Genomic DNA, 23,524 nt, shown 5'->3' with positions numbered 1-23,524 from the left:
GGAGGGCACCCTCACACCCTCCTCTGCCCCATACCTCCCCATATGTTCAGGAGCGATCCATGCGAACCCAGAGCCGACGGAGGCCGCGAGCCACACTCGCCACGGCCGCCGCAGGGACGCTGCTCGCCCCGCTGCTCACCGGCTGCTGGGTCGGAGCGGGCGGGGCCGGATCCGGCGGCGACTCCATCAACGTGCTGATGGTCAACAACCCGCAGATGGTCACGCTGCAGAAACTCACCGCGGACCACTTCACCGAAGAGACCGGCATCAAGGTGAACTTCACCGTCCTGCCGGAGAACGACGTCCGCGACAAGATCAGCCAGGACTTCGCCAACCAGGCCGGCCAGTACGACGTCGCCACCCTCTCCAACTACGAGATACCGATCTACGCCCGCAACGAGTGGCTGCGGCCGATGGACACCTACGTCGCCGAGGACCCGGCGTACGACGAGAAGGACATCCTGGGACCGATGCGCGAGTCCCTCACCGGCGACGACGGCAAGCTCTACGGCCAGCCCTTCTACGGCGAGTCGTCCTTCCTGATGTACCGCAAGGACATCTTCGAGAAGGAGGGCCTGACGATGCCCGAGCACCCCACCTGGACCCAGGTGGCCGAGCTCGCCGCCGAACTCGACGGGGCCGAGCCGGACATGAAGGGCATCTGCCTGCGCGGGCTGCCCGGCTGGGGCGAGCTGATGGCACCCCTGACGACGGTCGTCAACACCTTCGGCGGCACCTGGTTCGACACGGACTGGCAGGCGCGGCTGGACTCCCCCGAGTGGGAGAAGGCGACGAAGTTCTACGTCGGCCTCGTCCGCGAGCACGGGCAGTCCGGCGCCGCCCAGTCCGGCTTCGCCGAGTGCCTGAACAACGTGACGCAGGGCAACGTCGCCATGTGGTACGACGCCACCTCGGCGGCCGGTTCCCTGGAGTCGGCGAACTCCCCCGTCAAGGGCAAGATGGGCTACGCGCCCGCCCCCGTGGAGAAGACCGAGTCCGCCGGCTGGCTCTACACCTGGGCCTGGGGCATCCAGGACGCCTCCCGCAACGCCGACAAGGCCTGGGAGTTCGTCTCCTGGGCGTCCGGCAAGGAGTACGAGCAGCTCGTCGGCGACGAGGTCGGCTGGTCCGACGTCCCGGCCGGCAAGCGCGCCTCGACGTACGAGAACCCGGCCTACCGCGCGGAGGCCGCCGCCTTCCAGGAGATGACCAGGGAGGCCATCGAGGGGGCCAAGCCGAACGACCCCGGCGTGCAGCCGCGCCCCGCGCCCGGCATCCAGTTCGTCGGCATCCCCGAGTTCACCGACCTCGGCACCCAGGTCTCCCAGGAGATCAGCGCGGCCATCGCCGGACGCCAGTCCGTCGAGGAGGCCCTGGAGAAGTCCCAGCAGCTCGCCGAGAAGATCTCCGAGGAGTACGAGGGACGATGACCGCCACGACAACGGCCCCCTCGGCCGCACCCGGCCACCCCCGCCCCACCGTCCGTCCGCCGTCCTCCCGGCTGCGGGCCTGGGCCACCCGGGCGCCCCTCCTCCCCGCCCTGATCTTCATGATCGTGGTCACCCAGCTGCCCTTCGTGGCGACCCTGGTGATCTCCTTCTTCGACTGGAACGCCCTCTACCCGGACGCCCGCAGCTTCGCCGGCTTCGGCAACTACGGCGACGTCCTCAGCGACCCGGACATGCGCCGGTCGGTGTGGACGACGATCCTGCTGACGGTGGCCGTGGTCCTGGTCAGCCTGGTCCTCGGCCTGGCACTGGCCCTGCTGCTCGACCGGAGGTTCAAGGGCCGGGGCCTGGTCCGCACCCTGCTGATCGCCCCGTTCCTCGTCGTCCCGGTGGCGGCGGCACTGCTCTGGAAGCACGTCCTGTGCAACCCCGAGTACGGCCTGCTCAACGGCCTGCTGCACTACGTCGGCGGCCCGCAGCCGGACTGGATCTCGAACACCCCGCTGCTCGCGATCGAGGCCTCACTGGTGTGGCAGTGGACGCCCTTCATGATGCTCATCCTGCTGGCCGGCCTGCAGAGCCGGGACCAGCAGCAGATGGAGGCCGCCCGGGTGGACGGCGCGAGCGACTGGCAGATCTTCGTCCACCTCACCCTCCCCCACCTGCGCCGCTACCTGGAACTCGGCGCCCTGCTCGGCTCCATCTACATCGTCCAGAACTTCGACGCGGTCTTCACGATCACGTCCGGCGGCCTGGGCACGGCCAACCTGCCCTACACCGTCTACCAGACCTTCTACCAGGCGCACGAGAACGGCCTCGCCTCGGCCGCGGGCGTCCTGGTCGTCATCGGCTCGATCGTCATCGCCACCTTCGCGCTGCGCGTGGTGTCGTCCCTGTTCCGCGAGGAGGTCGGCCGCGCATGAGCGCCACCGCCGTACGACCCGCCGCCACCGGCACCGCCGGTGCCAAGCCCGCGCGAGCCCGCCGCAAGGCGGGTGCCGGACTGGGCCTGGTGGCCTGGCTGGCCGGAATCGTCTTCTTCCTGCCCATCGCGTGGATGGCGCTCACCTCCTTCCACTCGGAGGAGGACGCGGCCACCAACCCGCCGTCCTTCGCGGCGTCGCTGACCCTGGACGGCTACCGCGAGTTCTTCGGCGCGGGCGGTGGCGCGAGCCCCTGGCCGTCGCTGATCAACTCGGCGGTGGCGTCGATCGCGTCGACGCTGTTCGTCCTGGTCCTGGCCCTGCCGGCCGCGTACGCGCTCTCCATCCGTCCGGTGCGGAAGTGGACGGACGTCCTGTTCTTCTTCCTCTCCACCAAGATGCTGCCGGTGGTGGCCGGCCTGCTGCCGATCTACCTGTTCGCCAAGAACACCGACATGCTGGACAACATCTGGCTGCTGGTCATCCTCTACACGTCCATGAACCTGCCGATCGCGGTCTGGATGATGCAGTCCTTCCTGGCCGAGGTCCCGGTCGCGATCATCGAGGCGGCCCGCGTGGACGGCGCGAGGCTGCCGACGATCCTGACCCGGGTCGTCGCGCCGATCGCCCTGCCCGGCATCGCCGCGACCTCCCTCATCTGCTTCATCTTCAGCTGGAACGAACTGCTCTTCGCCCGGGTGCTGACGGGTGTGGTCGCCGAGACCGCCCCCGTCTTCCTGACCGGCTTCATCACCAGCCAGGGCCTCTTCCTGGCCAAGGTGTGCGCCGCGTCGCTCGTCATCTCCCTGCCGGTGCTCGCCGCGGGGTTCGCCGCCCAGGACAAACTGGTCCAGGGCCTGTCGCTTGGAGCCGTGAAATGAAGGCCGCCGTCATCGAGTCCGTGGGCCGTGCCGTCGTCACCGAGGTACCGGACCCGACGCCAGGGCCGCGCGAGGTCGTCGTGGAGGTCGCCGCCTGCGGCCTGTGCGGCACCGACCTGCACATCCTCCAGGGCGAGTTCGCGCCCAAGCTCCCCATCGTGCCGGGCCACGAGTTCGCCGGCGAGGTGGTCGGCGTCGGCGCGCAGGTCACCGAGGTCTCCGTCGGCGACCGGGTCGCCGTCGACCCCTCCCTGTACTGCTACGAGTGCCGCTACTGCCGCACCGGCCACAACAACCTCTGCGAACGCTGGGCGGCCATCGGCGTGACGACGGCCGGCGGCGCCGCGAAGTACGCGGTGGCTCCCGTGGCGAACTGCGTGAGGCTCCCCGAGCACGTCCGCACCCAGGACGCGGCGCTGATCGAACCCCTGTCCTGCGCGGTCCGCGGCTACGACGTCCTCCAGTCCCGGCTCGGCGCCCACGTCCTGATCTACGGCTCCGGCACGATGGGCCTGATGATGCTGGAGCTGGCCAAGCGGACCGGCGCGGCCAGCGTGGACATGGTCGACCTCAACCCGGCCCGCCTGGAGACCGCCCGCGGCCTCGGCGTCTCGGCCTCGGCCGCGACCCCGGACGAGCTGGACCGCCCCCAGGGCTGGGACCTGGTCATCGACGCGACGGGCAACGCGGCGGCCATCCAGGACGGCCTGGACCGGGTCGCCAAGGCCGGCACCTTCCTCCAGTTCGGCGTCGCCGACTACGCGACACGGGTGCAGATCGACCCGTACCGGATCTACAACCAGGAGATCACCATCACGGGTTCGATGGCGGTCCTGCACAGCTACGAGCGCGCCGCCGAACTCTTCGCGAACGGCGTCCTGGACCCGGACGTCTTCATCAGCGACCGCATCCCGCTGGACCGCTACCCCGAGGCGCTGGAGCAGTTCGCGGCGGGGGTGGGACGGAAGATCGTGGTGGTGCCGTAGGCGCGTCCGGCGCGGGGTGGGGCGGCGGGACGGTCGCCCCACCCACCACTGACCCGATTGGCCCCCGGGTAAGGGAACGGTAAAACGCCCTCGCTCGTTCACCCGGCATGACAGCTATGACCCCCGGCTCGAACATCCCCCTCTCCGCCGCCCGCGTGACGGTGGACGTCGCCGCGCCCGTGCGGCTCGACGTATCGGGCCTGCTGCTCACCGCCGACGGCAAGGTGCGCTCCGACGACGACTTCATCTTCTACAACCAGCCCACCGGCCAGGGCGTGACCTACCGCTCCGGCGGCGGCACCGCCCCGGACGCGATCGTGGTCGACACCTCCGCCGTCCCGCCGGGCATCGAGAAGATCGTCGTCACCGCCAGCCCGGACGCCGCCGGGCAGACCTTCCAGGGCATCGAACCGACCGCCACCATCCGCAACGCGGACGACAACTCCGTCCTCGCCTCCTTCACGCCCCCGCAGCTCGGCGCCGAGACCGCACTGGTGATCGTGGAGGTCTACCTGCGCAACGGCGCCTGGAAGGCCCGCGCGGTCGGCCAGGGCTACTCCAACGGCCTGGCCGGCATCGCGACCGACTTCGGCGTCTCGGTGGAGGAGCCGGCCGCACCGGCCGCCCAGCCGGCCGCCCAGCCGGCCGCCCCGCCGGCTCCGCAGCGGTCCCAGGCGGCCACCCAGCCGCCCCCGCCCGCCGCCGCGCCGACGATGCCCTCCGCTCCCCCCGCGGCACCGGCCGCGCCCCCCGCCCCCGCCCCGGGCGCCGGCAAGATCAACCTCGACAAGGGCCGGGTCAGCCTCCAGAAGAACCAGACCGTCTCCCTGGTCAAGGGCGGCCGGCCGATGCTCTCCCAGGTCAAGATGGGCCTCGGCTGGGAGCCGGCGTACCGCGGCAAGGACATCGACCTGGACGCGTCGGTCATCGCGTACGGCCCGCAGCGCAACCACATCGACAGCTGCTACTTCGGCAAGCTCCAGATCGTGGGCGGCGCGATCAAGCACTCCGGTGACAACCTCACCGGCGAGGGCGGCGGCGACGACGAGGTGATCACCGTCGACCTGGGCCGGCTCCCGCAGGAGGTCAGCGGCCTGGTCTTCACGGTCAACTCGTTCACCGGCCAGAAGTTCACGGAGGTCGCCAAGGCCTACTGCCGTCTCCTGGACGCCGCGACCGGTGAGGAACTGGTCCGCTTCGACCTCACCAGCGCCGAGCCGCAGACCGGCGTGATGATGGCGAAGCTGATCCGTCAGTACTCGGGCGAGTGGGAGATGACCGCCATGGGCGACTTCGTCAAGTCCCGCACGGTCAAGGGCATGGTGAAGCCGTCGGCCCAGGCGCTGTAGGCAGCCGGGCGTGAGGGCGCTCCCCGTGCCGGGAGCGCCCTCACGCCCGTAGTCCGTGCCACACCAGCGACAGATACCGCCGGACGCACGTTCCCTGCTCCCCCCGCGTCGACTCGGCCGCCGTCACCACCCCGTGCACCAGCCGCAGCACCTCGATCGGCTCGACGTCCGGCCGCAGCGTCCCCGCGTCCTGCGCGGCCCGCACCAACCGCGTCACCGCGCCCCGCACGCAGTCGCCGCACGACGCCCGGTCCGCCGCCGGGCCACCGTCCTCGACGGCCGTGTCCAGCAGCGCCCTGAGCCCCCGCACCTGGAGCATCCCGGCGGCGAGTTCGTCGAGCCACGCGATGAGGGCCTCGCCCGGCGCCAGCTCCCCCGCGATGACGTCCGCGCGTGCCGCGATCGCCTCGATCCGTTCCAGGTAGGCGGCCTCCAGCAACGCCCGCCGCGTCGGGAAATGCCGGTACAGCGTGCCGACGCCGACCCCCGCGCGCTTGGCGATGTCGTCCAGCGAGGCGCCCTCACCGTGCTCGGCGAAGGCCTGTGCCGCCACCACGAGCAACCGCTCACGATTACGCCGGGCATCCGCACGCATGGGCCTGACCTGCGCCATCCCGTCACTCCCTGCCCACCAGGCAACCTTGCGCGCACCCTATCGCGCGGGCTCCGCGACCCGGCCCGCACTCCCCGCGCGGGGTGCGGGCCGGCCGTCGGCTCAGTCCGCCCAGGGCCAGTCGGCGTCCCGGCCGGCCTCGAGCAGCGGAACCATCCGGAAAGCAGCGTCCGTCAGGCCGCCGAAGATGTGCCGGCCGGCCTTGCCCGACGGCCCGTGGCCCGCCCGGTATCCGGCCAGGTTCCAGGTGTAGACCGGCACGTGCTCCGGGACCTGCTCGGTCGGGTCGCCGTACCGGCTGTGCGCGTACTGCTCGTCGGTGACGATCAGCACCCGGTCGTGCTTCCTGTAGTGCCGGCGGACCGCTTCGGTCGTGTCGGTGCCGCCGAGGTCACCGAAGCGCTCCAGGATCTTCAGCACCGACTCGCCCTCGCGGTACGTCACGCGGTTGCTCGACGTACCGAACTCGACGAGGTCCGCGTCCGCCGCCCGGAGCGCGATCGCCGTGCCGAAGACCGCCGCCGCGTCGGCCCGGTTGAGTTCCGAACGGTCCGACATCCGCGAGTAGAACATCGAGCCCGAGCGGTCCACGAGGACCAGCGTCCGGCCGGGCAGCGCGGGCACGTTGGCCAGCGAGTGGCCGAGCGCCTGCTCCAGCGGGTACGACCAGCGCAGCGACGGCGCGTGCTGGTACGCGGCGAGGTAGCGGAAGGGGAACTGCCGCGAGCGCGCCACCTCGGCCGGGTCGCTGATCCGCGCCGCCACCCGGGCGGCGACCTCGTCGGACACGCCGGCCTCGTCGAAGTTGCGTAGGTTTCGGGTCAGTGCCATCGCGCCCATGGACGGGATCACCGCCTCCCAGGCCGCCTTGTCCATCGGTCCCTGGAGCCAGCCCGCCAGCATCTCCCACGTCATGCCCGCCGCCGCGAGCCGCTCGGCACCGTCGGGCGCGGTGACGACCGCTCGCCGCCGGGCGACGGGCAGCGCCATCAGCTCGCGGTGCGCGGTCAGGACGCGGTTCGAGGCGGGCGGCACCGCGGTGTCCGGGTTGTGCCGGCGGTCGAGGGCGTACTCGAACAGCTCGCCCTGCCACGGCTTGTCCGGGTCGGGCGCCGCGTGCACCAGGTTGAGGATGTCGCCGAAGCGGTAGCCCTTGCCCGCGGTGTCGTACTTCAGCAGCGACTTGCCTTGGTAGAGCCGCCGTACGGCGTCGGCGATACCCCGCTTGACCGGCTTGGGCACGGCGCGGCCGTACGTCGACGTCCAGTACGCGAGCAGTTCGCCGGGCTCGTCGGGGCGCTGGAGGACGGAGGCGACGACCTGCCGGTTCGTCGGGCCGTCGGTGGCGCCGGCGTCGAGGCGGGCCTTGACGTACTCGGCGGCGCCGACGACCGAGGCGGTGCGCAGGTTGCCCTCGCCGCGCAGCCAGCCGAGCAGGCCGGCCGTCCACGCGGGGTCGGTGAGGGCGAGCTCGCGCACGAGCGTGGCGAACCGGTCGTCGCGGGCGGCCCCCCTCTCGTAGAAGGTCTGCTGCGAGACCAAGTTGGCCACCGAGAGCAGGAAGAGCTCGGAGCGCGCGTCGCGCTCGTGGCCCCGGCCGCCCTCGTGGGTGCGCAGGACGCGGCCCGTCGACGTCACGCGCGAGGTGGGCTGCGCCTTCGCGGCCTTGGTGTTGAATCGCGCCATGGTGAATTCCCCCGAATTCCTTTCGGTGGGAGGGCGCGGCAGAAGAAGGGTGCCCGAGGTCGGAGTCGGCGACGGAACATACGGATGCTCTGCCATTTGAGCTACACCGACCCGAGGTCGGTGACGGGATTCGAACCCGCAACCGTCCGGCGTAGGAAGTATCCGCTGCCTGCGCACCGGGCACCCGTCATTTGCCGCGCCTCCCGAGATCAGGTCGGCGGCGGCTTTGAATTCGATCACAACGAAGTAGCCGCGGCCCGCGCACCGGGAGGTACGTGAAGTTGTAGGTGTCCAGAGTTCAGGTCGGCGGAACCGACAAGGTGCTCTCACCCCTGAGCTACACCGGCGCGTTGTACCGGTGACGGGACTCGAACCCGTGGCCGCCCCATTATCAGTGGAAGTAGGTCCTGCCTTCGCACCTGGACGTTCATCACTCTAAAGGGCGGCCGCCGCTCGGGCGAGCGAATTGACTACCGGCGCTTCTGCCGCTTCCAGGGCCCGGTGATCGCGAGCATGATGCCGGGGTCCTGGATGTTGGCGTAGAGGGTCCGGCCGTCGGGCGAGAAGGTGACGCCGGTGAACTCGCTGTACTCGGGGTCGTCCTCGCTGCCGACGTTCAGGTCGTTGCGGGCGATGGGGTAGGTACGTCCGCTGTCGGTGGCGCCGAACAGGTGCTGGACGCCGTCGCCGTCCTCGGCGATGACCAGGCCGCCGTACGGGGAGACGGTGATGTTGTCGGGGCCGTCGAAGGCGCCGTCGGCGGACGGGTCGGCGTTGACGCCGAGGAGGACCTTCAGGGTGAGGGTGCGGCGCTTGGGGTCGTAGAACCAGACCTGGCCGTCGTGCGGCCGGCCGGGGCTCTCGTCACGGGCGAAGGAGGAGACGATGTAGGCGCCGCCGTCGGCCCACCACATGCCCTCCAGCTTGCGGGCCCGGGTGACCTGTCCGTCGGTGAACTGCTTGCGCACGGAGGTGGTCCGCGCGTCGCGGTCGGGGACGTCGATCCAGTCGACGCCGTAGACGGTGCCGGTCCTCGTCGCGCGGGAGAGGTCGTCGACGAACTTGCCGCCGGAGTCGAAGCACTTGGCGGCCTGGAGGGTCCCGGCGTCGTCGGCGAGGGTGCGCAGCCGGCCGCGGCCGTGCCGGAAGCCCTCCGGCGGGGCCCAGCGGTAGAGGAGGCCGTTGGGGCCGGAGGCGTCCTCGGTGAGGTAGGCGTGGCCGCGCCTGGGGTCGATGACGACGGCCTCGTGGGCGTAGCGGCCCAGGGCCTTGATCGGCTTGGGGTCGCGGTTGGCGCGCCGGTCCTCGGGGTCGACCTCGAAGACGTAGCCGTGGTCCTTGGTCATCCCCTCCTCGCCGGCCTTGTCCTCGGTCTCCTCGCAGGTCAGCCAGGTGCCCCACGAGGTGCTGCCGCCCGCGCAGTTGGTGGCGGTGCCGGCGATGCCGACCCACTCGGCGACGTGGCCGCCGCGGCGGACCTCGACGACGGTGCAGCCGCCGGCGGCGGCCGGGTCGTAGACGAGGCCCTCGGTGAGCGGGACGGGGTGGGGCCAGTCGTCGCGGTGGCCGCCGAGTTCGTGGTTGTTGACCAGGAGGGTGGTGCCGCGCGGGCCGTCGAAGGCGGCGGTGCCGTCGTGGTTGGACGGCGTGTACTCGCCCGACTCCAGCCTGGTCCGGCCGCAGTAGGTGATGATCTCGTACCGGAAGCCCGCGGGCAGGGCGAGGATGCCGTCGGGGTCGGGGAGCAGGGGTCCGTAACCGACCCCGCCGTGGTCGTGTCCGTGGTCGTGTCCGTGGCCTCGGCCGTGCTCCTCCCCCGCGCTCTCGGTGTCCGTGGACGCGAGGGCGTTGGGAGCCGTGGCGAGGGCGCCGACGCTGCCCGCCAGCACGACTCCGGCGCCCGTGAGCGCGGATCGGCCGGCGAAATCCCTGCGGGTGAGCGACATGGTGTCTCCTGTGACGGTGGACTGCCGTGGAGGGTGGCGGACCTCGGTTCGGCGCCACGGTCGCGCCCGCGCCTGAACGGGGGTCCCGCCCGTGCCTGAACGGGAGCTGAACGGGCGGAGGCCTTCCCCCGCGCGCTCACCGGTCCCGTACGCGCCCCGCGGACGGGACCGCCGGCGTCCGCGCCGTCGGTCCCGCCGCGCCCGGCGTCAGCCGCTCTGCTGCGACCGCGCCTTGAAGGCCGCCTTGCGCGCCTCCTTGGCGATCTTCTTGTCGGGGTGCAGCCGCCCCATCGCCTCCAGGACGTCCGGCGTGGCCGGGTGGTCGATCCGCCACACCGTGTCGAAGAACCCGCTGTGCTGCCGGGCCAGGCCTTCCACCAGGGCGCGCAGTTCCTCGGAGTTGCCCTCGGCCGCGAGTTGTGCGGCCACCGTGTCGATGGTCAGCCAGAAGACCATCTCCTGCGGCGGGGCCGGCACGTCCCGGGCGCCGTGCTCGGTCAGCCAGACCCGGGCCAGGCCGCCCAGCTCGCCGTCGTCGAGGACCTCCCGCAGCGCGGGCTCCGCCTCGGTGCCGACCAGGGACAGCGCCTGCTGGCAGCGCAGCCGGCGCAGGGGCGCGCCGGCGTCCGAGCCGCGCGCCGCCGCCAGCAGTTCGCGGGCCGCGGTGAGGGGGCCCCGGCCGGCCAGCCACAGCTCGGTCTCGGCGTGGGCGGCGGCCGGCGGGAAGGGGGCCGTGCCGTCGAGCAGGACGTCGGCGCCCTTGTCGGCGAGGTCGCCGACGGCGGGGGCCTCGAAACCGGCTTCCAGCAGCCGGGCGCGCAGTCCGTACAGGCCGAGCGGGGTGAGCCGCACCATGCCGTAGCGGGCGACGTCGGCCTCGTCGACGGGGGCCGCGGGCTCCTCGTCCGCGTCGGCCATCAGGGCCTCGTCGACCGGCTGGTACTCGACGAGGCCGATGGGTTCCAGCAGCCGGAACTGGTCGTCCAGCCGCATCATCGCGTCGGAGACCTGCTCCAGCACGTCGTTGGTGGGCTCGCCCATGTCGCTGGGCACGATCACGGACGCGGCCAGCGCGGGCAGCGGCACCGAGGCGTCGCCGGGGTGGTCCTCGCCGACGGTGAGCAGGTAGAGGTTGCCGAGCACGCCGTCGAGGAGTTCCGCCTCGGCCTCCGGGTCCCAGTCGAGGGACGACAGGTCGACCTCGCCGCCCTCGGCCATGGCGTCGACCAGGTCGTCGAGGTCGGGCACGCTCGCGTCGGCGAGCACCGCCTCCAGGGCGGTGAGCCACAGTCCGAGCACGTCCTGCGGGGAGCCGCCGGTGAGCGTGGCGAGGTCCTCGCCCGTCGCGACGGTGCCCGCCTCCTCGTCGGTGATCTCGACGAGCCCGGTGTCCACGGCGATCCGCCACGCCTCGCTCGCGTACGCCGCGGCGTCGTCCCCGCTCAGCCCGAGCTCCTCGGCCGCCGACGGCAACTGCTCCTCGACGAGCCCGCCCCCGGCGTCGACGCGGGTGTCCGGACCGGCCCAGCGGGCCAGCCGGGCGGCCCGGGAGAGCACCGGCGCCGACAGCGCGTCGCGGGCCAGTTCCGCTTCGGGGCGCAGTCGTGCGGGCGGCAGGGTGGAGCTGTCTGACATCGGCTGTTTCTCCTCGCGCGCCTTGACCGCCGTACGGCCATCCGGACGCCGTACGGCTCAACAGCTCAGCCTAGACGGGTTTCCACCCATGCCGCCCGGTTCATCTCCCCGACGGGTGGAGTACATGGCCGAAACCTTGACAACTGAGGTGACCAAGCAGGAGATTGACGCGCGTAGAAAGCGGGGGACAAGTGTTCACCCAGGTCCGCGTACGGCCTGCGGCCCCTCGCCTTCCACCCTCGTCCCGTCGCGCCCACCCTCGCCCCACCCGCATCACCCTCGTCCCGGCGCTCTGTCACGTCCCCGGAGGGATCACGTTGGCCAGCAAGTCCTCCGCGCGCCTCGCCGCGCTCACCGTCGCCGCCGTCTGCTCGGCGTCCACGGTCGTCCTCACCTCGCCCGCGCACGCCGACTCCGTGCGCGTCCACGACATCCAGGGCAGCACCCGGCTGTCGCCGTACGCCGGCAAGCAGGTCGCCGACGTGGCCGGAATCGTCACCGGCGTGCGCGGCTACGGCTCCTCCAGGGGCTTCTGGATCCAGGATCCGCGTCCGGACGCCGACCCGGCCACCAGCGAGGGCGTCTTCGTCTTCACCGGCTCCACCCCGAAGGGCGTCGCCGTCGGTGACGCGGTCACCGTCTCCGGCACGGTCTCGGAGTACGTCCCGGGCGGCACGTCCTCCGGGAACCAGTCGCTGACCGAGATCACCCGCCCGACCTTCACGGTCGTCTCCAGCGGCAACGAGGTCCCGGCCGCGACGACCGTCTCCGCCCGTTCGGTGCCGCGCGCGTACGCCCCCGAGGGTGACGAGGCCGCGAGCGGCTCGGTCGACGGCCTGACGCTGCGGCCCTCGAAGTACGCCCTGGACCACTACGAGTCCCTGGAGGGCATGAACGTCCGCGTCTCCGACGCCCGCGTCGTCGGCGCCACCGACCCGTACACCGAGCTGTGGGTCACGGTGAAGCCCTGGGAGAACGCCAACCGCCGCGGCGGCACGGTGTACGGCTCCTACGACTCCCAGAACACCGGCCGGCTGCAGATCCAGTCGCTGGGCAAGCCGGCCGACTTCCCCGACGCCCACGTGGGCGACACCCTCGCCGGGGCCACCGCGGGCCCCCTGGACTACAACCAGTACGGCGGCTACACGCTGGTGGCGAGCGAGATCGGCACCCTGGAGAGCGGGGTCCTGGAGCGTGAGACGACGCGCCGGCAGAGCAGCCGCGAGCTGGCGGTGGCGACGTACAACGTCGAGAACCTCGACCCGTCCGACGACACCTTCGCCGCGCACGCCGAAACGATTGTGCACAACCTCAACGCGCCCGACATCGTGTCCCTGGAGGAGATCCAGGACAACAACGGCGCCACGGACGACGGCACGGTGGCCGCCGACGCGACGGTCGGCAAGCTGATCGACGCGATCGTCGCGGCCGGCGGCCCGCGCTACGACTGGCGCGGCATCGACCCGGCCGACGGCGAGGACGGCGGCCAGCCCGGCGGCAACATCCGCCAGGCGTTCCTGTTCAACCCGGAGCGGGTCTCCTTCACCGACCGCGGGGCCGGTGACGCGACCACCGCGACCGGGGTGACGAAGGTGCGCGGCAAGGCGGCGCTCACCCACTCCCCCGGCCGCGTGGACCCGGCGAACCCCGCCTGGGAGGACAGCCGCAAGCCGCTGGCCGGCGAGTTCGTCTTCCGCGGCCGGACGGTCGTGGTCATCGCCAACCACTTCAACTCCAAGGGCGGCGACCAGGGGCTGACGGCGCGCTACCAGCCGCCGTCACGCGGTTCGGAGACGCAGCGCCACCTCCAGGCGCGGTCGGTGAACACCTTCGTCAAGGAGGTCCTCGCCACCCAGAAGAACGCCGACGTCATCGCTCTCGGCGATATCAACGACTTCGAGTTCTCGAAGACCACCCGCGTCCTGGAGGACGACGGCGCCCTGTGGTCGGCGGTCAAGTCGTTGCCGCGGAGCGAGCGTTATTCGTACGTCTACCAGGGCAACAGCCAGGTCCTCGACCAGATCCTGGTCAGCCCGTCGATCCGGTGGGGCGGGCGCCTGTCGTACGACAGCGTGCACGTCAACGCCGAGTTCCACGACCAGATCAGCGACCACGACCCGCAGGTGCTGCGGTTCCGTCCGTAACCGGCGCTCGGTGGGAGCGGGTTCAGCGGGGCACGAGGCCGAGGGCGTGGTCGTAGCGGCTGACCCCGCCGCCGCTGGTCATGCCCGGCCAGTTCTGCACCCGCTTCCACAGGTCCGATCCCGAACCGACGCCGTCGCCCGGTGCGGCGAGGGCGTCGATGTGGGCCTGGGCGCTCTCCCACTCGGCGTAGTTGAGGACGCGGGTGCCGTCGGTGCTGAGGTGGAAGTGGGCGGAGATGCCGCCGGGGTGCTGCTCCGGCTCGCTCGCCAGGGCCTCGAGGACGGCGTCGACCCAGGCGCGCTGCCGCTCGGGGTCGGGTCCCTCGAACTCGACGTCGACGATCACGACGCACCCCGGCACGCGCGCCGACCCGTCGTTGTCGCGGGTGGCGCTGCGGTAGCGCCGGTACCTGTCGAGCCGCACCCGCTCGATGCCGGGTACGGCGGTGTCGATCTCGTCGACGCGCTCCTGCCGGTGCGTCTTGACGAAGGACTCGTACGCCTGCTCGCTCGCCCACTGCGAGTGGTGCAGCAGGGTGCTGCCGTCGTGGCCGGTGTAGACGTGGTAGCCGAGCAGGTCGTCGGCGGGCCAGGGGCGGCGCTCCCAGGTACGGGCGATGGCGTCGACGGTCTGCCGTTGCCGCTCGGGGGTGCCCACCCGCCAGGTGCTGAAGAAGGGGGCCTGGACGTCCGGGCGGACGAGTTCGGGGTGTGCGTCGGTACGGCGGGTGCGGCGGGTCATGCCGGCCTCCAGTGGTCGGTGGTCGTCGGGTGCGCGCTGGGTGCGCCCCGGGTGCACGCACCACCCTCCGACCTCGACCAAGGTTGAGGTCAAGTGCCTACCGGAAGGTGTTCCGGTACCGGTACGACGTACGTGACGAGGGGTCCCGCCCGGGACCCCTCGTCACCCATGCCGCGTCCGCGGCTTCAGCAGTACCCGTGAGGGTGGCGGCGGCGCAGCACGCCCACCGCGACCACGGCGCCCGCCGCCGCTGTGGCGATCAGCACCGCACGCGGGTGCCCGCGCGCCGCCCGGACCGCGCCGCGCGCCCGTCCCGGCCCGCGCCGCTCCATGGCTGACCCGGCCCCGCCCGCCTCGTCGTGCCCGGCACGGCCGGTCCTGCCCGCCTTGTCCTGCACGGTGTGCCCGGCCCTGCTCGCCTTGTCCTGCACGGTGTGCCCGGCCTGTGCGGCGGAACTGCGCAACTGCACGGTCATGGCGCCGGCCTTGTCCCGGAGATCGGCGGCGCGGGCCTTGGCGCGGCCCTTCACATCCGCCTTCCCGGCCAGCTCCTCCACGGTGTCGCCGAGCTGGCCGCGGGTCTGTTCGATCTGCTGCCGCAGCTCGTCGGGCCCCTTGGCCCCGCCGGCCGGCTGTGCGGTGGAGCCGGTGCCGGTCCTCGCACCGTCCCCGCTCGTCACGTCGGTCATCGATGCGCCCTTTCCCTGATCTGGTCCACGTCGGCCCTGACGCTGCCGAGGGTCTCCTCGGGTTTCGGGGGCACGGCGCGGCGGAGCTGGGCGCGGCCCATCACGGCCAGTACGCCCGCGATCACGAAGAGCGCCGCCGTCACGATGAGCGCCGCGGCCCAGACGGGCAGCACCAGTGAAAGCGCGGCGGTGGCCGTGCCGGCCAGGGCGAACAGACCGACGTACGCGATGGCTCCGGCGGCGCCGAGCATCCCGGCGCCGCGCCCGGCGCGCTTGCCCTTCTCGGCCAGCTCCATCTTGGCGAGGGTCACTTCCTGGCGCACGAGCCGGGAGAGCTGTTCGGTGGCCTGACCGACCAGTTCACCCACGGAGTGCTGCTCGTCGCGCACCGGCCTGGTGTGCATGGTCCCGGTCACGTTCCGCCTCCTCTCGGTTCGGAGCGCTCCGGGTACCCCCGGCCGACCGGCGCTATCCCTGTCCTCGCCCGGCGCTCGTCCACCCACCCACCCGAAAGCAATCCTTACCGATACTTCGTAGCAGAATTAAGTGGAGCTACACGGTCTGTCTGCCGACACTACTTCCATGACGACAGACGACCACCGCCCCTCCCCTCCGCCCTTCGGCCGCGCCCTGTGCGCCATGGTCACGCCGTTCACCGAGGCCGGCGCGCTCGATCTCGACGGTGCGCAGCGGCTCGCCGACCGGCTGGTGTCGGGCGGCTGTGACGGTCTGGTGCTGTCCGGCACCACGGGCGAGTCGCCGACCACCACGGACGCCGAGAAGGCGGCGCTGGTCACGGCGGTGCGGGAGGCGGTCGGGGACCGGGCGTCACTCGTCGCCGGGGTGGGCACCGCCGACACCCGGCACACGGTGGAGCTGGCGCTGGCCGCGGAGAAGGCGGGCGCGGACGGGCTGCTGGTGGTCGCGCCGTACTACAGCAGGCCCCCGCAGGACGCCCTGGAGGCGCACTTCCTGGAGATCGCGGACGCCTGCGGGCTGCCACTGGCCCTCTACGACATCCCGGGCCGCACCGGCACCCGCATCGAACCCGACACACTCGTCCGCCTCGCCGGGCACCCGCGGATCGTCGCCGTCAAGGACTGCTCCTACGACCTCCTGGGCACCCAGAAGGTGCTGTCCCGCACCGGCCTCGCGTACTACGCGGGCTGCGACGAGCAGGTCCTCGCCCTGTACGCGATCGGCGCGGCGGGGTACGTCAGCACGGTCGCGAACGTCGTGCCGGACCTGTTCCGCGCGGTCCTCGACGCGTTCGACGCGGGCGACACCGGACGGGCCGCCCTGCTCCAGCGCGGCGCCGTCCCGCTCATTGAGCTGATGATGGCTGCGGGCCTGCCCGGCACGGTCACCGCGAAGGCCCTCCTGGGCGCGCTCGGCCTGCCCGCCGGGCCGGTCCGCGCGCCGCTGCGGGGCGCGGACCGGGAGACGACCGACGCGCTGCTGGCGGCGTACGGGCGACTGGTGCGACTGGTCGCCGACGCGGGTCAGTCCCAGGCGTAACCGTCGCCGAACAGCAGGGTGTGCTCCAGTACGTCCTCCGCCGGGTCGTCGATCTGCCCCACGTGGACGTTGAGGAGACCGACCCGGGGGCCGTTGTGCGAATCGGTGGTGGTCTCGTCGGCGTGCGCGGTCCCCGCCGGGGCCCAGCACACCAGCACCGCGGCGCCCGCCCCGGCCAGCCAACGCGCCACGGTCCTCGCCCGCTCGTTCGTCATACCAGGCCCCTCGTTTCGTCGGATCGGCGTCTGATCGGACTCTGCGTCCACCCGTTCATCCGCAAAGACCACCGGCAGGTCACGGGGAGTCATCCGTACGTGCGGGGGGCGCGCGAGGCATGCGCCTCTCTTGCTCTGACGCGACACACCCCTGCGCCCCGGGCCACCGCGATGAGCACCGGACGCGGTACCGGGCCCGGAAACGGTGAGCGCCCTCCGCGGGCGGCCGGTTTCGGCGGCGGCCGGGGCGAGGAGGGCGCTCAGCGGGGCCGCGACGGTCAGTTGTGGCTGTGCAGGACCTCGTTCAGGCCGCCCCACACCGCGTTGTTCGGGCGGGCCTCGACCGTGCCCGTGACCGAGTTGCGGCGGAAGAGGATGTTGGAGGCGCCGGAGAGTTCGCGGGCCTTGACGATCTGGCCGTCGGGCATCGTCACGCGGGTGCCGGCGGTGACGTAGAGGCCGGCCTCGACCACGCACTCGTCGCCGAGCGCGATGCCCACGCCCGCCTCGGCGCCGACCAGGCAGCGCTCGCCGATGGTGATGCGCACGTTGCCGCCGCCGGAGAGGGTGCCCATGGTGGAGGCGCCGCCGCCGATGTCGGAACCGTCGCCGACGACGACGCCCGCGGAGATGCGGCCCTCGACCATCGACGTGCCGAGCGTGCCCGCGTTGAAGTTGACGAAGCCCTCGTGCATGACGGTGGTGCCCTCGGCCAGGTGCGCGCCGAGGCGGACGCGGTCGGCGTCGGCGAGGCGGACACCCTTGGGGGCGACGTAGTCCGTCATGCGCGGGAACTTGTCGATCGAGGTCACCTGGAGGTGCAGGCCCTCGGCGCGGGCGGCCAGGCGGACCTTCTCGACGTCGTCGACGGCGACCGGGCCGAGCGAGGTCCAGGCGACGTTGGCGAGGTGGGCGAAGATACCGTCCAGGTTCTGGCCGTGCGGCTCGACCAGGCGGTGGGAGAGCAGGTGCAGGCGCAGGTAGACGTCGTGCGTGTCGACCGGCTTCTCGTCCAGCGAGGCGATGACCGTGCGGACCGCGACCACCTCGACACCGCGCCGGGCGTCCGGACCGACCGCCGCGGTCGCGCCGCCGCCGAGGAGTTCGGCGGCCTGTTCGGCGGTGAGGCGCTCGGTGCCGGACGGGCCCGGCTCCGCGACGAGTTCGGGGGCGGGGAACCAGGTGTCGAGAACGGTGCCGTCGGCGGCGATCGTGGCGAGCCCGGCGGCCACGGCGCCGGTGGTGCGGGGTGCAGTCGTGTCGGTCATGAGGGCAACCTAACCGGCCGGGGGCGTCGGGTGCGAACCGGTCGGCGGGGGATCTCACGTGCCGGTATCCCGGCGCGGCGCCACCCCGCGCCCGCGCCGGGGACCGGTCCGGAGCGGACCGGCAGAGCCTGCTTCAGGCGATCACCCGCGCCAGTACCTCCCGCGCGTACGCCTCGTCGTACGGCCTCCCCGTCAGCAGCACCTGGAGGCAGATCCCGTCCATCAGGGCGACCAGTGCCCGCGCCGTCACCGGGTCCGTGCGGGACGCCAGTGAGCCTGCCACGCCCTCGGCCCACTCCGCGGCGACCGGACGCAGGGCGGGGCGGCGCAGGGCGGCCAGGTACAGCTCGTACTCCAGCTCGACACCCGTGCGGTCGCCGCCCAGCCACTCGCCGAGGACGCGGGCGAGTTCGGCGGGCAGGTCGGCGTCCGGGTCCGACAGTGCCGGGTGGCCGGCGACCACCTTGGCGAAGCCCTCGTTCGCCTGGCGCAGGGCGGCGACCAGGAGTTCGTCCAGCGTCGCGAAGTGGTACGTCGTCGAGCCGAGGGGAACGTCCGCCTCGGCGGCGACGGTGCGGTGGCTGAGACCGGCGATGCCCTTGCGCCCGACGACCCGGATCGCCGCGTCGATGATGCGCCGGCGCCGCTCGGGGTCGTAGCGCCGGGACATCAGTGCGCGCCGCCCAGGTTCAGTACGACCACGCCGATGATGATCAGCGCGATACCGGCGGCCTTGGTCACGGTCATCCCCTCGCCCATGAACGCCACCCCGATCGCGGCGATGGCGGCGGTGCCCACGCCGGCCCAGATGGCGTACGCGGTGCCGACGGCGAGGGTTTTGAGGGTCTGGGCGAGCAGCGTGAAGGAGAGCACGTAGGCGAGTGCCGTCAGCAGCGAGGGGATCAGCCTGCTGAAGCCCTCGCTGTACTTCATGGCGGTGGTCCCGGCGACCTCGGCGGCGATGGCTCCGGCCAGGAGCAGATATCCCATGTGTACGAGCGTACACATAGGAGGCGGGCGGGCACACGGAAACGGCGACGCCCGGTGGGCGTCGCCGTTTCGTGAAGCGGTGCGGGTGCCTCTCAGAGGCCTCTCAGACGTTGAACCCGAGCGCGCGCAGCTGCTCGCGGCCGTCGTCCGTGATCTTGTCCGGGCCCCACGGCGGCATCCAGACCCAGTTGATGCGCAGCTCGTTGACGATGCCGTCCGTGGCGGACTTGGCCTGGTCCTCGATCACGTCCGTCAGCGGACAGGCCGCCGACGTCAGGGTCATGTCGATGGTCGCGATGTTCGCGTCGTCGATGTGGACGCCGTAGATCAGGCCCAGGTTGACGACGTCGATGCCCAGCTCGGGGTCGACGACGTCCAGCAGGGCCTCGCGGACCTCCTCCTCGGAGGCCGGCTTCATTTCCACGGTCTCACTCATGCCGTCGTCTCCTTCTCGGCGTCGGCGCCGTCCAGTGCCTGGGCCGTCGCGTCCTTCCAGGCCATCCAGCTCAGCAGGGCGCACTTGACCCGGGCCGGGTACTTCGAGACCCCGGCGAACGCGACCGCGTCCTCCAGGACCTCCTCCATCGCGTCGTCGGGCTCGATCCTGCCCTTGGACTGCATCAGCTCCAGGAAGGTCTCCTGGATCTGCCGCGCCCGGGCGAGGTCCTTGCCGACCAGCAGGTCGTTCAGCACGGAGGCGCTCGCCTGGCTGATGGAGCAGCCCTGGCCCTCGTAACTGACGTCGCTGATCGTCGTGCCGTCGTACTTCACGCGCAACGTGATCTCGTCGCCGCACGTCGGGTTGACGTGGTGCACCTCGGCGTCGCCGTCCCTCAGACCACGCCCGTGCGGGTTCTTGTAGTGGTCCAGGATGACTTCCTGGTACATGGAGTCCAGCTTCATGCTCTTCGCTCGTCCCGTCAGCCGAAGAAGTTCCGTACGTGCTCCAGGCCGTCGACCAGTGCGTCGATCTCGGCCGGCGTGGAGTACAGATAGAACGACGCTCGCGTGGTCGCAGGAATTCCGTAGCGGAGGCAGACGGGGCGGGCGCAGTGGTGGCCGACCCGGACCGCGATGCCCTGCTCGTCGAGGACCTGGCCCACGTCGTGCGGGTGGATGTCGCCGAGCGCGAAGCTGATCGCCGCGCCACGGTCCTCGGCCGTCGTCGGACCGATGATGCGCAGGTCCGGGACGTCCAGCAGCCGCTTCACCGCGTACTCGGTCAGCGCCTGCTCGTGGGCGTGGATCTTGTCCATGCCGATCGAGTTGAGGTAGTCGATCGCCGCGCCCAGGCCCACCGCCTGCGCGATCGGGGGCGTGCCCGCCTCGAACTTGTGGGGGGCCGGGGCGTACGTGGAGGAGTGCATCGAGACGGTCTCGATCATCTCGCCGCCGCCGAGGAAGGGCGGGAGGTCCTCCAGCAGTTCCTGGCGGCCCCACAGGACGCCGATGCCCGTCGGACCGCACATCTTGTGGCCGGTGAAGGCCACGAAGTCGGCCTGGAGGGCCTGTACGTCCATCGGCATGTGCGGCGCGGCCTGGGAGGCGTCGATGCACACGAGCGCGCCGACCTCCTGGGCACGGCGCACTATCGCCTCGACCGGGTTCTGGGTGCCCAGGATGTTGGAGACCAGCACGAAGGAGACGATCTTCGTCTTCTCCGTGATGACCTCGTCGATGTTGGACAGGTCCAGGCGGCCGTCGTCCGTGAGGCCGAACCAGCGGAGCTTCGCGCCGGTGCGCTGCGCCAGCAGCTGCCACGGCACGATGTTGGAGTGGTGCTCCATCTCCGTGATGACGATCTCGGTCTCGTGGTCCACACGGTAGGGCTCGTCGGCCCAGCCCAGCATGTTGGCCACGAGGTTGAGGGACTCCGAGGCGTTCTTGGTGAAGATCACCTCGTCGCGGGAGGGCGCGTTGATGAACTCCGCGACCTTGTCCCGCGCGCCCTCGTACAGTGCCGTGGCCTCCTCGGCGAGGACGTGCACGCCACGGTGGACGTTGGCGTTGTGCTGCTCGTAGTACTCCGTGAGCACGTCGATGACCTGGCGGGGGGTCTGCGAGGTCGCGGCGTTGTCGAGGTAGACGAGCTTCTGTCCGTCATGGACCTCACGGTCCAGGATGGGGAAGTCCTTGCGGATCGCCTCACCCAGAAGACTGGGCGCGGTGAGGAGGCCCGGCAGCTGTGTCACTCGGATGCGCCGCCCTTCGTGTATGCCTCGTAGCCCTCGGCCTCCAGCTTGTCGGCCAGCTCGGCGCCGCCCGACTCGGCGATGCGGCCGTTGGCGAAGACGTGGACGTGGTCGGGCTTGATGTAGCGCAGGATGCGCGTGTAGTGGGTGATCAGCAGGGTGCCGACCTCGCCCGACTCGTGGACGCGGTTGACGCCCTCGGAGACGACGCGCAGGGCGTCAACGTCGAGGCCGGAGTCGGTCTCGTCGAGGATCGCGATCTTCGGCTTGAGCAGCTCCAGCTGGAGGATCTCGTGGCGCTTCTTCTCACCGCCGGAGAAGCCCTCGTTGACGTTGCGCTCGGCGAAGGCGGGGTCCATGTTGAGGCGCTGCATGGCCTCCTTGACCTCCTTCACCCAGGTGCGCAGCTTGGGGGCCTCGCCGCGGACGGCGGTGGCGGAGGTGCGCAGGAAGTTGGAGACCGAGACGCCGGGGACCTCGACCGGGTACTGCATGGCCAGGAAGAGGCCGGCGCGGGCGCGCTCGTCGACGGACATCTCCAGGACGTCCTCGCCGTCGAGGGTGACGGTGCCGCCGGTGATCGTGTACTTGGGGTGACCCGCGAGGGAGTAGGCGAGGGTCGACTTGCCGGAGCCGTTCGGGCCCATGATGGCGTGTGTCTCGCCCTGCTTCACGGTGAGGTCGACGCCCTTGAGGATCTCCTTCGTGGCGTTGTCGGCCTCGACGGTGACGTGCAGGTCTCGGATTTCAAGCGTTGCCATGGGTGCCTCAGGACTCCTGGGTGAGGGAGACGAGTACGTCGTCCCCTTCGATCTTTACGGGATATACGGGGACGGGGCGCGTCGCCGGAAGACTGTCGGGCTTGCCCGAGCGGAGGTCGAAGCGCGAGCCGTGCAGCCAGCACTCGATGTGGCAGTCGTCGACCTCGCCCTCGGCGAGGGAGACGTTCGCGTGCGAGCAGATGTCGTGGATCGCGAACAGCTCGCCCTCGGTGCGCACGACGGAGATCGGCGTGCCGTCGAGTTCCACCCGCTTGGGGGTGTCCTCCTCCAGCTCGCCCGCTCCACAGACGCGTACGAAGGTCATGCGACCGACGCCTCCAGCTCCTCGTCGATCTTGGCGAGCAGGCGCTCCTCGATGTCCGGGACACCGATCTGCTGGACGAGTTCGGCGAAGAAGCCGCGGACCACCAGGCGGCGGGCGTCGATCTCGGGGATGCCGCGCGCCATCAGGTAGAAGAGCTGCTCGTCGTCGAAGCGGCCGGTGGCGGAGGCGTGGCCGGCGCCGACGATCTCGCCGGTCTCGATCTCCAGGTTCGGCACCGAGTCGACCCGGGCGCCGTCCGTGAGGACGAGGTTGCGGTTCATCTCGTAGGTGTCGGTGCCCTCGGCCGCGGCCTCGATGAGCACGTCGCCGATCCAGACCGCGTGCGCGTCCTCGCCCTGCAGCGCGCCCTTGTAGACGACGTTGGACTTGCAGTGCGGGACGTTGTGGTCGACCAGGAGGCGGTGCTCCTGGTGCTGGCCGGCGTCGGTGAAGTACAGGCCGAACAGCTCGGCCTCGCCGCCGGGACCGGCGTAGGCGACGCGCGGGTGCAGCCGGACCAGGTCGCCGCCGAAGGTGACCACGAACGACTTGAAGGTGGCGTCGCGGCCGATCAGCGCGTTGTGCTGGCCGACGTGCACCGCCTTGTCGTCCCAGTCCTGGACGGAGACGACGGTCAGCTTGGCACCGTCCCCCAGGACGTAGTCGACGCCTGCGGCGAGCACCGCGTCACCGGTGTGGTCGATGACGACCACGGCCTCGGCGAAGGCGCCCAGCTCGACGACCTGGTGGGCGTAGGCGGTGCCGCCCTCGCCGTGCACGGCGATGCGGATCGGCTCGGTGAGGACCGTCTCCTTGGGGACGGTGATCACGCCGGCCTTCTCGAACGACGAGTAGGCCTGGGCCGCGATCCGGTCCACCGGGGTGCCCGCCCTGCCGATGCGCGCGTCGTCGCGGCCGACGGTCTCGACGACGACGCCCTCGGGGGCGTCGATGTCGACCTTGACGCCGTCGCCGGTGGCGGCCGCGGTGCCGTCGTGCAGCCCGCGCAGCCGCTCCAGCGGCGTGAACCGCCACTCCTCCTCACGGCCGTGGGGGACCGGGAAGTCCGCCACGTCGAAGGAGGCGGGCGCGCTCATGCGCGTGGCGACGGTCGACTCGGCGGCCACCGCGATCTGGCCCGCGGTGGTGGACCCCACGGGGATGTTCTGAGCCTCAGCCATGGCTGTCGGTCTGCTCTCTTCCTACGTCAGAA

General features: G+C 71.5%; 24 protein-coding genes and 1 tRNA gene. 7 read left to right on the top strand and 18 right to left on the bottom strand.

From position 1 onward, the window contains the following. Nucleotides 1–59 precede the first annotated feature (59 nt). The 5 genes from QC283_RS35125 to QC283_RS35105 all read left to right on the top strand — a co-directional run bounded on the left by QC283_RS35125 (nucleotide 60) and on the right by QC283_RS35105 (nucleotide 5,587). The gene (locus QC283_RS35125) at nucleotides 60–1,430 is read left to right on the top strand and encodes an ABC transporter substrate-binding protein (protein ID WP_279565823.1); all 1,371 of its coding nucleotides are present in this window, start codon (nucleotides 60–62) and stop codon (nucleotides 1,428–1,430) included. Beyond that, entirely contained in the window at nucleotides 1,427–2,371 is a 945-nt protein-coding gene (locus QC283_RS35120) for a carbohydrate ABC transporter permease (protein WP_279565822.1), read from the top strand. The genes QC283_RS35125 and QC283_RS35120 overlap by 4 nt, the downstream gene beginning before the upstream one ends. Further along, a complete protein-coding gene (locus tag QC283_RS35115) occupies nucleotides 2,368–3,252 on the top strand; it encodes a carbohydrate ABC transporter permease (RefSeq protein WP_279565821.1) in 885 nt (294 codons plus the stop codon). The genes QC283_RS35120 and QC283_RS35115 overlap by 4 nt, the downstream gene beginning before the upstream one ends. Beyond that, nucleotides 3,249–4,238, top strand: a complete 990-nt coding sequence (locus QC283_RS35110) for a zinc-dependent alcohol dehydrogenase family protein (RefSeq protein WP_279565820.1) — start codon at nucleotides 3,249–3,251, stop codon at nucleotides 4,236–4,238. The genes QC283_RS35115 and QC283_RS35110 overlap by 4 nt, the downstream gene beginning before the upstream one ends. A 116-nt stretch (nucleotides 4,239–4,354) precedes the next feature. Continuing rightward, on the top strand, nucleotides 4,355–5,587 hold the full coding sequence (locus QC283_RS35105) for a TerD family protein (RefSeq protein ID WP_279565842.1): 1,233 nt from the start codon (nucleotides 4,355–4,357) through the stop codon (nucleotides 5,585–5,587). Between the two features lie 40 nt (nucleotides 5,588–5,627). Here the strand turns inward: QC283_RS35105 and QC283_RS35100 are convergent, their stop codons facing one another. The 5 genes from QC283_RS35100 to QC283_RS35080 form a co-directional block, all read right to left on the bottom strand. Continuing rightward, nucleotides 5,628–6,200 (bottom strand): TetR/AcrR family transcriptional regulator, encoded by a 573-nt coding sequence (locus tag QC283_RS35100; protein ID WP_279565819.1) that lies wholly within the window; start codon nucleotides 6,198–6,200, stop codon nucleotides 5,628–5,630. A gap of 102 nt (nucleotides 6,201–6,302) precedes the next feature. Then, nucleotides 6,303–7,886 carry a TROVE domain-containing protein gene (locus tag QC283_RS35095; protein WP_279565818.1) on the bottom strand — a complete coding sequence of 528 codons (1,584 nt, stop codon included), beginning with the start codon at nucleotides 7,884–7,886 and terminating at the stop codon, nucleotides 6,303–6,305. A 353-nt stretch (nucleotides 7,887–8,239) separates the two neighbouring features. Beyond that, nucleotides 8,240–8,364: transfer RNA gene (locus tag QC283_RS35090), tRNA-OTHER, on the bottom strand. After that, on the bottom strand, nucleotides 8,357–9,832 hold the full coding sequence (locus QC283_RS35085) for an alkaline phosphatase PhoX (RefSeq protein WP_279565817.1): 1,476 nt from the start codon (nucleotides 9,830–9,832) through the stop codon (nucleotides 8,357–8,359). Before QC283_RS35085 ends, QC283_RS35090 begins: the two co-directional genes overlap by 8 nt. 207 nt (nucleotides 9,833–10,039) lie before the next feature. Continuing rightward, nucleotides 10,040–11,467: a hypothetical protein gene (locus tag QC283_RS35080; RefSeq protein WP_279565816.1), complete on the bottom strand. Its 1,428-nt coding sequence runs from the start codon at nucleotides 11,465–11,467 to the stop codon at nucleotides 10,040–10,042. A gap of 317 nt (nucleotides 11,468–11,784) precedes the next feature. Between QC283_RS35080 and QC283_RS35075 the strand changes: the two genes are divergently transcribed. Then, nucleotides 11,785–13,611 (top strand): endonuclease/exonuclease/phosphatase family protein, encoded by a 1,827-nt coding sequence (locus QC283_RS35075; RefSeq protein ID WP_279565815.1) that lies wholly within the window; start codon nucleotides 11,785–11,787, stop codon nucleotides 13,609–13,611. A gap of 22 nt (nucleotides 13,612–13,633) precedes the next feature. On the opposite strand, the gene QC283_RS35070 is transcribed toward QC283_RS35075, so the two are convergent. The 3 genes from QC283_RS35070 to QC283_RS35060 form a co-directional block, all read right to left on the bottom strand. After that, nucleotides 13,634–14,353 carry an antibiotic biosynthesis monooxygenase family protein gene (locus QC283_RS35070; RefSeq protein WP_279565841.1) on the bottom strand — a complete coding sequence of 240 codons (720 nt, stop codon included), beginning with the start codon at nucleotides 14,351–14,353 and terminating at the stop codon, nucleotides 13,634–13,636. Between the two features lie 185 nt (nucleotides 14,354–14,538). Next, nucleotides 14,539–15,042 (bottom strand): DUF3618 domain-containing protein, encoded by a 504-nt coding sequence (locus tag QC283_RS35065; protein ID WP_279565814.1) that lies wholly within the window; start codon nucleotides 15,040–15,042, stop codon nucleotides 14,539–14,541. After that, the gene (locus QC283_RS35060; RefSeq protein WP_279565813.1) at nucleotides 15,039–15,458 is read right to left on the bottom strand and encodes a phage holin family protein; all 420 of its coding nucleotides are present in this window, start codon (nucleotides 15,456–15,458) and stop codon (nucleotides 15,039–15,041) included. Before QC283_RS35060 ends, QC283_RS35065 begins: the two co-directional genes overlap by 4 nt. 166 nt (nucleotides 15,459–15,624) lie before the next feature. Here QC283_RS35060 and dapA point away from each other — a divergent pair, with 166 nt between their 5' ends. Next, nucleotides 15,625–16,560, top strand: coding sequence for a 4-hydroxy-tetrahydrodipicolinate synthase (dapA, locus tag QC283_RS35055; protein WP_279565812.1), 936 nt, complete (start codon nucleotides 15,625–15,627; stop codon nucleotides 16,558–16,560). Here dapA and QC283_RS35050 read toward each other — a convergent pair. The 10 genes from QC283_RS35050 to sufD all read right to left on the bottom strand — a co-directional run bounded on the left by QC283_RS35050 (nucleotide 16,545) and on the right by sufD (nucleotide 23,492). Next, entirely contained in the window at nucleotides 16,545–16,775 is a 231-nt protein-coding gene (locus QC283_RS35050; RefSeq protein ID WP_279565811.1) for a hypothetical protein, read from the bottom strand. The genes dapA and QC283_RS35050 overlap by 16 nt on opposite strands. A 278-nt stretch (nucleotides 16,776–17,053) precedes the next feature. Continuing rightward, a complete protein-coding gene (gene dapD / locus QC283_RS35045) occupies nucleotides 17,054–18,043 on the bottom strand; it encodes a 2,3,4,5-tetrahydropyridine-2,6-dicarboxylate N-succinyltransferase (protein ID WP_279565810.1) in 990 nt (329 codons plus the stop codon). A 133-nt stretch (nucleotides 18,044–18,176) separates the two neighbouring features. Next, nucleotides 18,177–18,713: a TetR/AcrR family transcriptional regulator gene (locus QC283_RS35040; protein ID WP_279565809.1), complete on the bottom strand. Its 537-nt coding sequence runs from the start codon at nucleotides 18,711–18,713 to the stop codon at nucleotides 18,177–18,179. Beyond that, the gene (locus QC283_RS35035) at nucleotides 18,713–19,033 is read right to left on the bottom strand and encodes a DMT family transporter (protein WP_279565808.1); all 321 of its coding nucleotides are present in this window, start codon (nucleotides 19,031–19,033) and stop codon (nucleotides 18,713–18,715) included. The genes QC283_RS35040 and QC283_RS35035 overlap by 1 nt, the downstream gene beginning before the upstream one ends. Nucleotides 19,034–19,136: 103 nt before the next feature. Further along, on the bottom strand, nucleotides 19,137–19,469 hold the full coding sequence (locus QC283_RS35030; protein ID WP_055416328.1) for a metal-sulfur cluster assembly factor: 333 nt from the start codon (nucleotides 19,467–19,469) through the stop codon (nucleotides 19,137–19,139). Next, the gene (gene sufU / locus QC283_RS35025; protein WP_279565807.1) at nucleotides 19,466–19,936 is read right to left on the bottom strand and encodes a Fe-S cluster assembly sulfur transfer protein SufU; all 471 of its coding nucleotides are present in this window, start codon (nucleotides 19,934–19,936) and stop codon (nucleotides 19,466–19,468) included. The genes QC283_RS35030 and sufU overlap by 4 nt, the downstream gene beginning before the upstream one ends. A 17-nt stretch (nucleotides 19,937–19,953) precedes the next feature. Then, complete coding sequence (locus QC283_RS35020) at nucleotides 19,954–21,225, bottom strand: cysteine desulfurase (protein WP_279565806.1); 1,272 nt, start codon at nucleotides 21,223–21,225, stop codon at nucleotides 19,954–19,956. Beyond that, entirely contained in the window at nucleotides 21,222–21,986 is a 765-nt protein-coding gene (gene sufC / locus QC283_RS35015; RefSeq protein ID WP_279565805.1) for a Fe-S cluster assembly ATPase SufC, read from the bottom strand. The genes QC283_RS35020 and sufC overlap by 4 nt, the downstream gene beginning before the upstream one ends. 7 nt (nucleotides 21,987–21,993) lie before the next feature. Then, entirely contained in the window at nucleotides 21,994–22,311 is a 318-nt protein-coding gene (locus QC283_RS35010) for a non-heme iron oxygenase ferredoxin subunit (protein WP_279565804.1), read from the bottom strand. Beyond that, nucleotides 22,308–23,492 carry a Fe-S cluster assembly protein SufD gene (gene sufD / locus QC283_RS35005; protein WP_279565803.1) on the bottom strand — a complete coding sequence of 395 codons (1,185 nt, stop codon included), beginning with the start codon at nucleotides 23,490–23,492 and terminating at the stop codon, nucleotides 22,308–22,310. The genes QC283_RS35010 and sufD overlap by 4 nt, the downstream gene beginning before the upstream one ends. Between the last annotated feature and the right edge of the window lie 32 nt (nucleotides 23,493–23,524).

It is taken from the genome of Streptomyces sp. DH41 (assembly GCF_029813785.1).
Classification (GTDB): domain Bacteria; phylum Actinomycetota; class Actinomycetes; order Streptomycetales; family Streptomycetaceae; genus Streptomyces.
Note: the sequence above shows the minus strand (reverse complement) of the source record. Positions and strands in the feature narration are given on the sequence as shown.

Excerpts from the sequence above, each read along its gene's own strand:
- QC283_RS35100 (WP_279565819.1), bottom strand. The coding sequence starts at position 6,200 with ATGGCGCAGGTCAGGCCCATGCGTGCGGATGCCCGGCGTAATCGTGAG.
- QC283_RS35080 (WP_279565816.1), bottom strand. The coding sequence starts at position 11,467 with ATGTCAGACAGCTCCACCCTGCCGCCCGCACGACTGCGCCCCGAAGCG.
- QC283_RS35115 (WP_279565821.1), top strand. The coding sequence starts at position 2,368 with ATGAGCGCCACCGCCGTACGACCCGCCGCCACCGGCACCGCCGGTGCC.
- QC283_RS35065 (WP_279565814.1), bottom strand. The coding sequence starts at position 15,042 with ATGACCGACGTGACGAGCGGGGACGGTGCGAGGACCGGCACCGGCTCC.
- QC283_RS35030 (WP_055416328.1), bottom strand. The coding sequence starts at position 19,469 with ATGAGTGAGACCGTGGAAATGAAGCCGGCCTCCGAGGAGGAGGTCCGC.
- sufC (WP_279565805.1), bottom strand. The coding sequence starts at position 21,986 with ATGGCAACGCTTGAAATCCGAGACCTGCACGTCACCGTCGAGGCCGAC.
- QC283_RS35125 (WP_279565823.1), top strand. The coding sequence starts at position 60 with ATGCGAACCCAGAGCCGACGGAGGCCGCGAGCCACACTCGCCACGGCC.
- dapD (WP_279565810.1), bottom strand. The coding sequence starts at position 18,043 with ATGACCGACACGACTGCACCCCGCACCACCGGCGCCGTGGCCGCCGGG.
- QC283_RS35095 (WP_279565818.1), bottom strand. The coding sequence starts at position 7,886 with ATGGCGCGATTCAACACCAAGGCCGCGAAGGCGCAGCCCACCTCGCGC.
- QC283_RS35035 (WP_279565808.1), bottom strand. The coding sequence starts at position 19,033 with ATGGGATATCTGCTCCTGGCCGGAGCCATCGCCGCCGAGGTCGCCGGG.
- QC283_RS35040 (WP_279565809.1), bottom strand. The coding sequence starts at position 18,713 with ATGTCCCGGCGCTACGACCCCGAGCGGCGCCGGCGCATCATCGACGCG.
- QC283_RS35010 (WP_279565804.1), bottom strand. The coding sequence starts at position 22,311 with ATGACCTTCGTACGCGTCTGTGGAGCGGGCGAGCTGGAGGAGGACACC.
- dapA (WP_279565812.1), top strand. The coding sequence starts at position 15,625 with ATGACGACAGACGACCACCGCCCCTCCCCTCCGCCCTTCGGCCGCGCC.
- QC283_RS35085 (WP_279565817.1), bottom strand. The coding sequence starts at position 9,832 with ATGTCGCTCACCCGCAGGGATTTCGCCGGCCGATCCGCGCTCACGGGC.
- QC283_RS35105 (WP_279565842.1), top strand. The coding sequence starts at position 4,355 with ATGACCCCCGGCTCGAACATCCCCCTCTCCGCCGCCCGCGTGACGGTG.
- QC283_RS35110 (WP_279565820.1), top strand. The coding sequence starts at position 3,249 with ATGAAGGCCGCCGTCATCGAGTCCGTGGGCCGTGCCGTCGTCACCGAG.
- sufU (WP_279565807.1), bottom strand. The coding sequence starts at position 19,936 with ATGAAGCTGGACTCCATGTACCAGGAAGTCATCCTGGACCACTACAAG.
- sufD (WP_279565803.1), bottom strand. The coding sequence starts at position 23,492 with ATGGCTGAGGCTCAGAACATCCCCGTGGGGTCCACCACCGCGGGCCAG.
- QC283_RS35120 (WP_279565822.1), top strand. The coding sequence starts at position 1,427 with ATGACCGCCACGACAACGGCCCCCTCGGCCGCACCCGGCCACCCCCGC.
- QC283_RS35070 (WP_279565841.1), bottom strand. The coding sequence starts at position 14,353 with ATGACCCGCCGCACCCGCCGTACCGACGCACACCCCGAACTCGTCCGC.
- QC283_RS35050 (WP_279565811.1), bottom strand. The coding sequence starts at position 16,775 with ATGACGAACGAGCGGGCGAGGACCGTGGCGCGTTGGCTGGCCGGGGCG.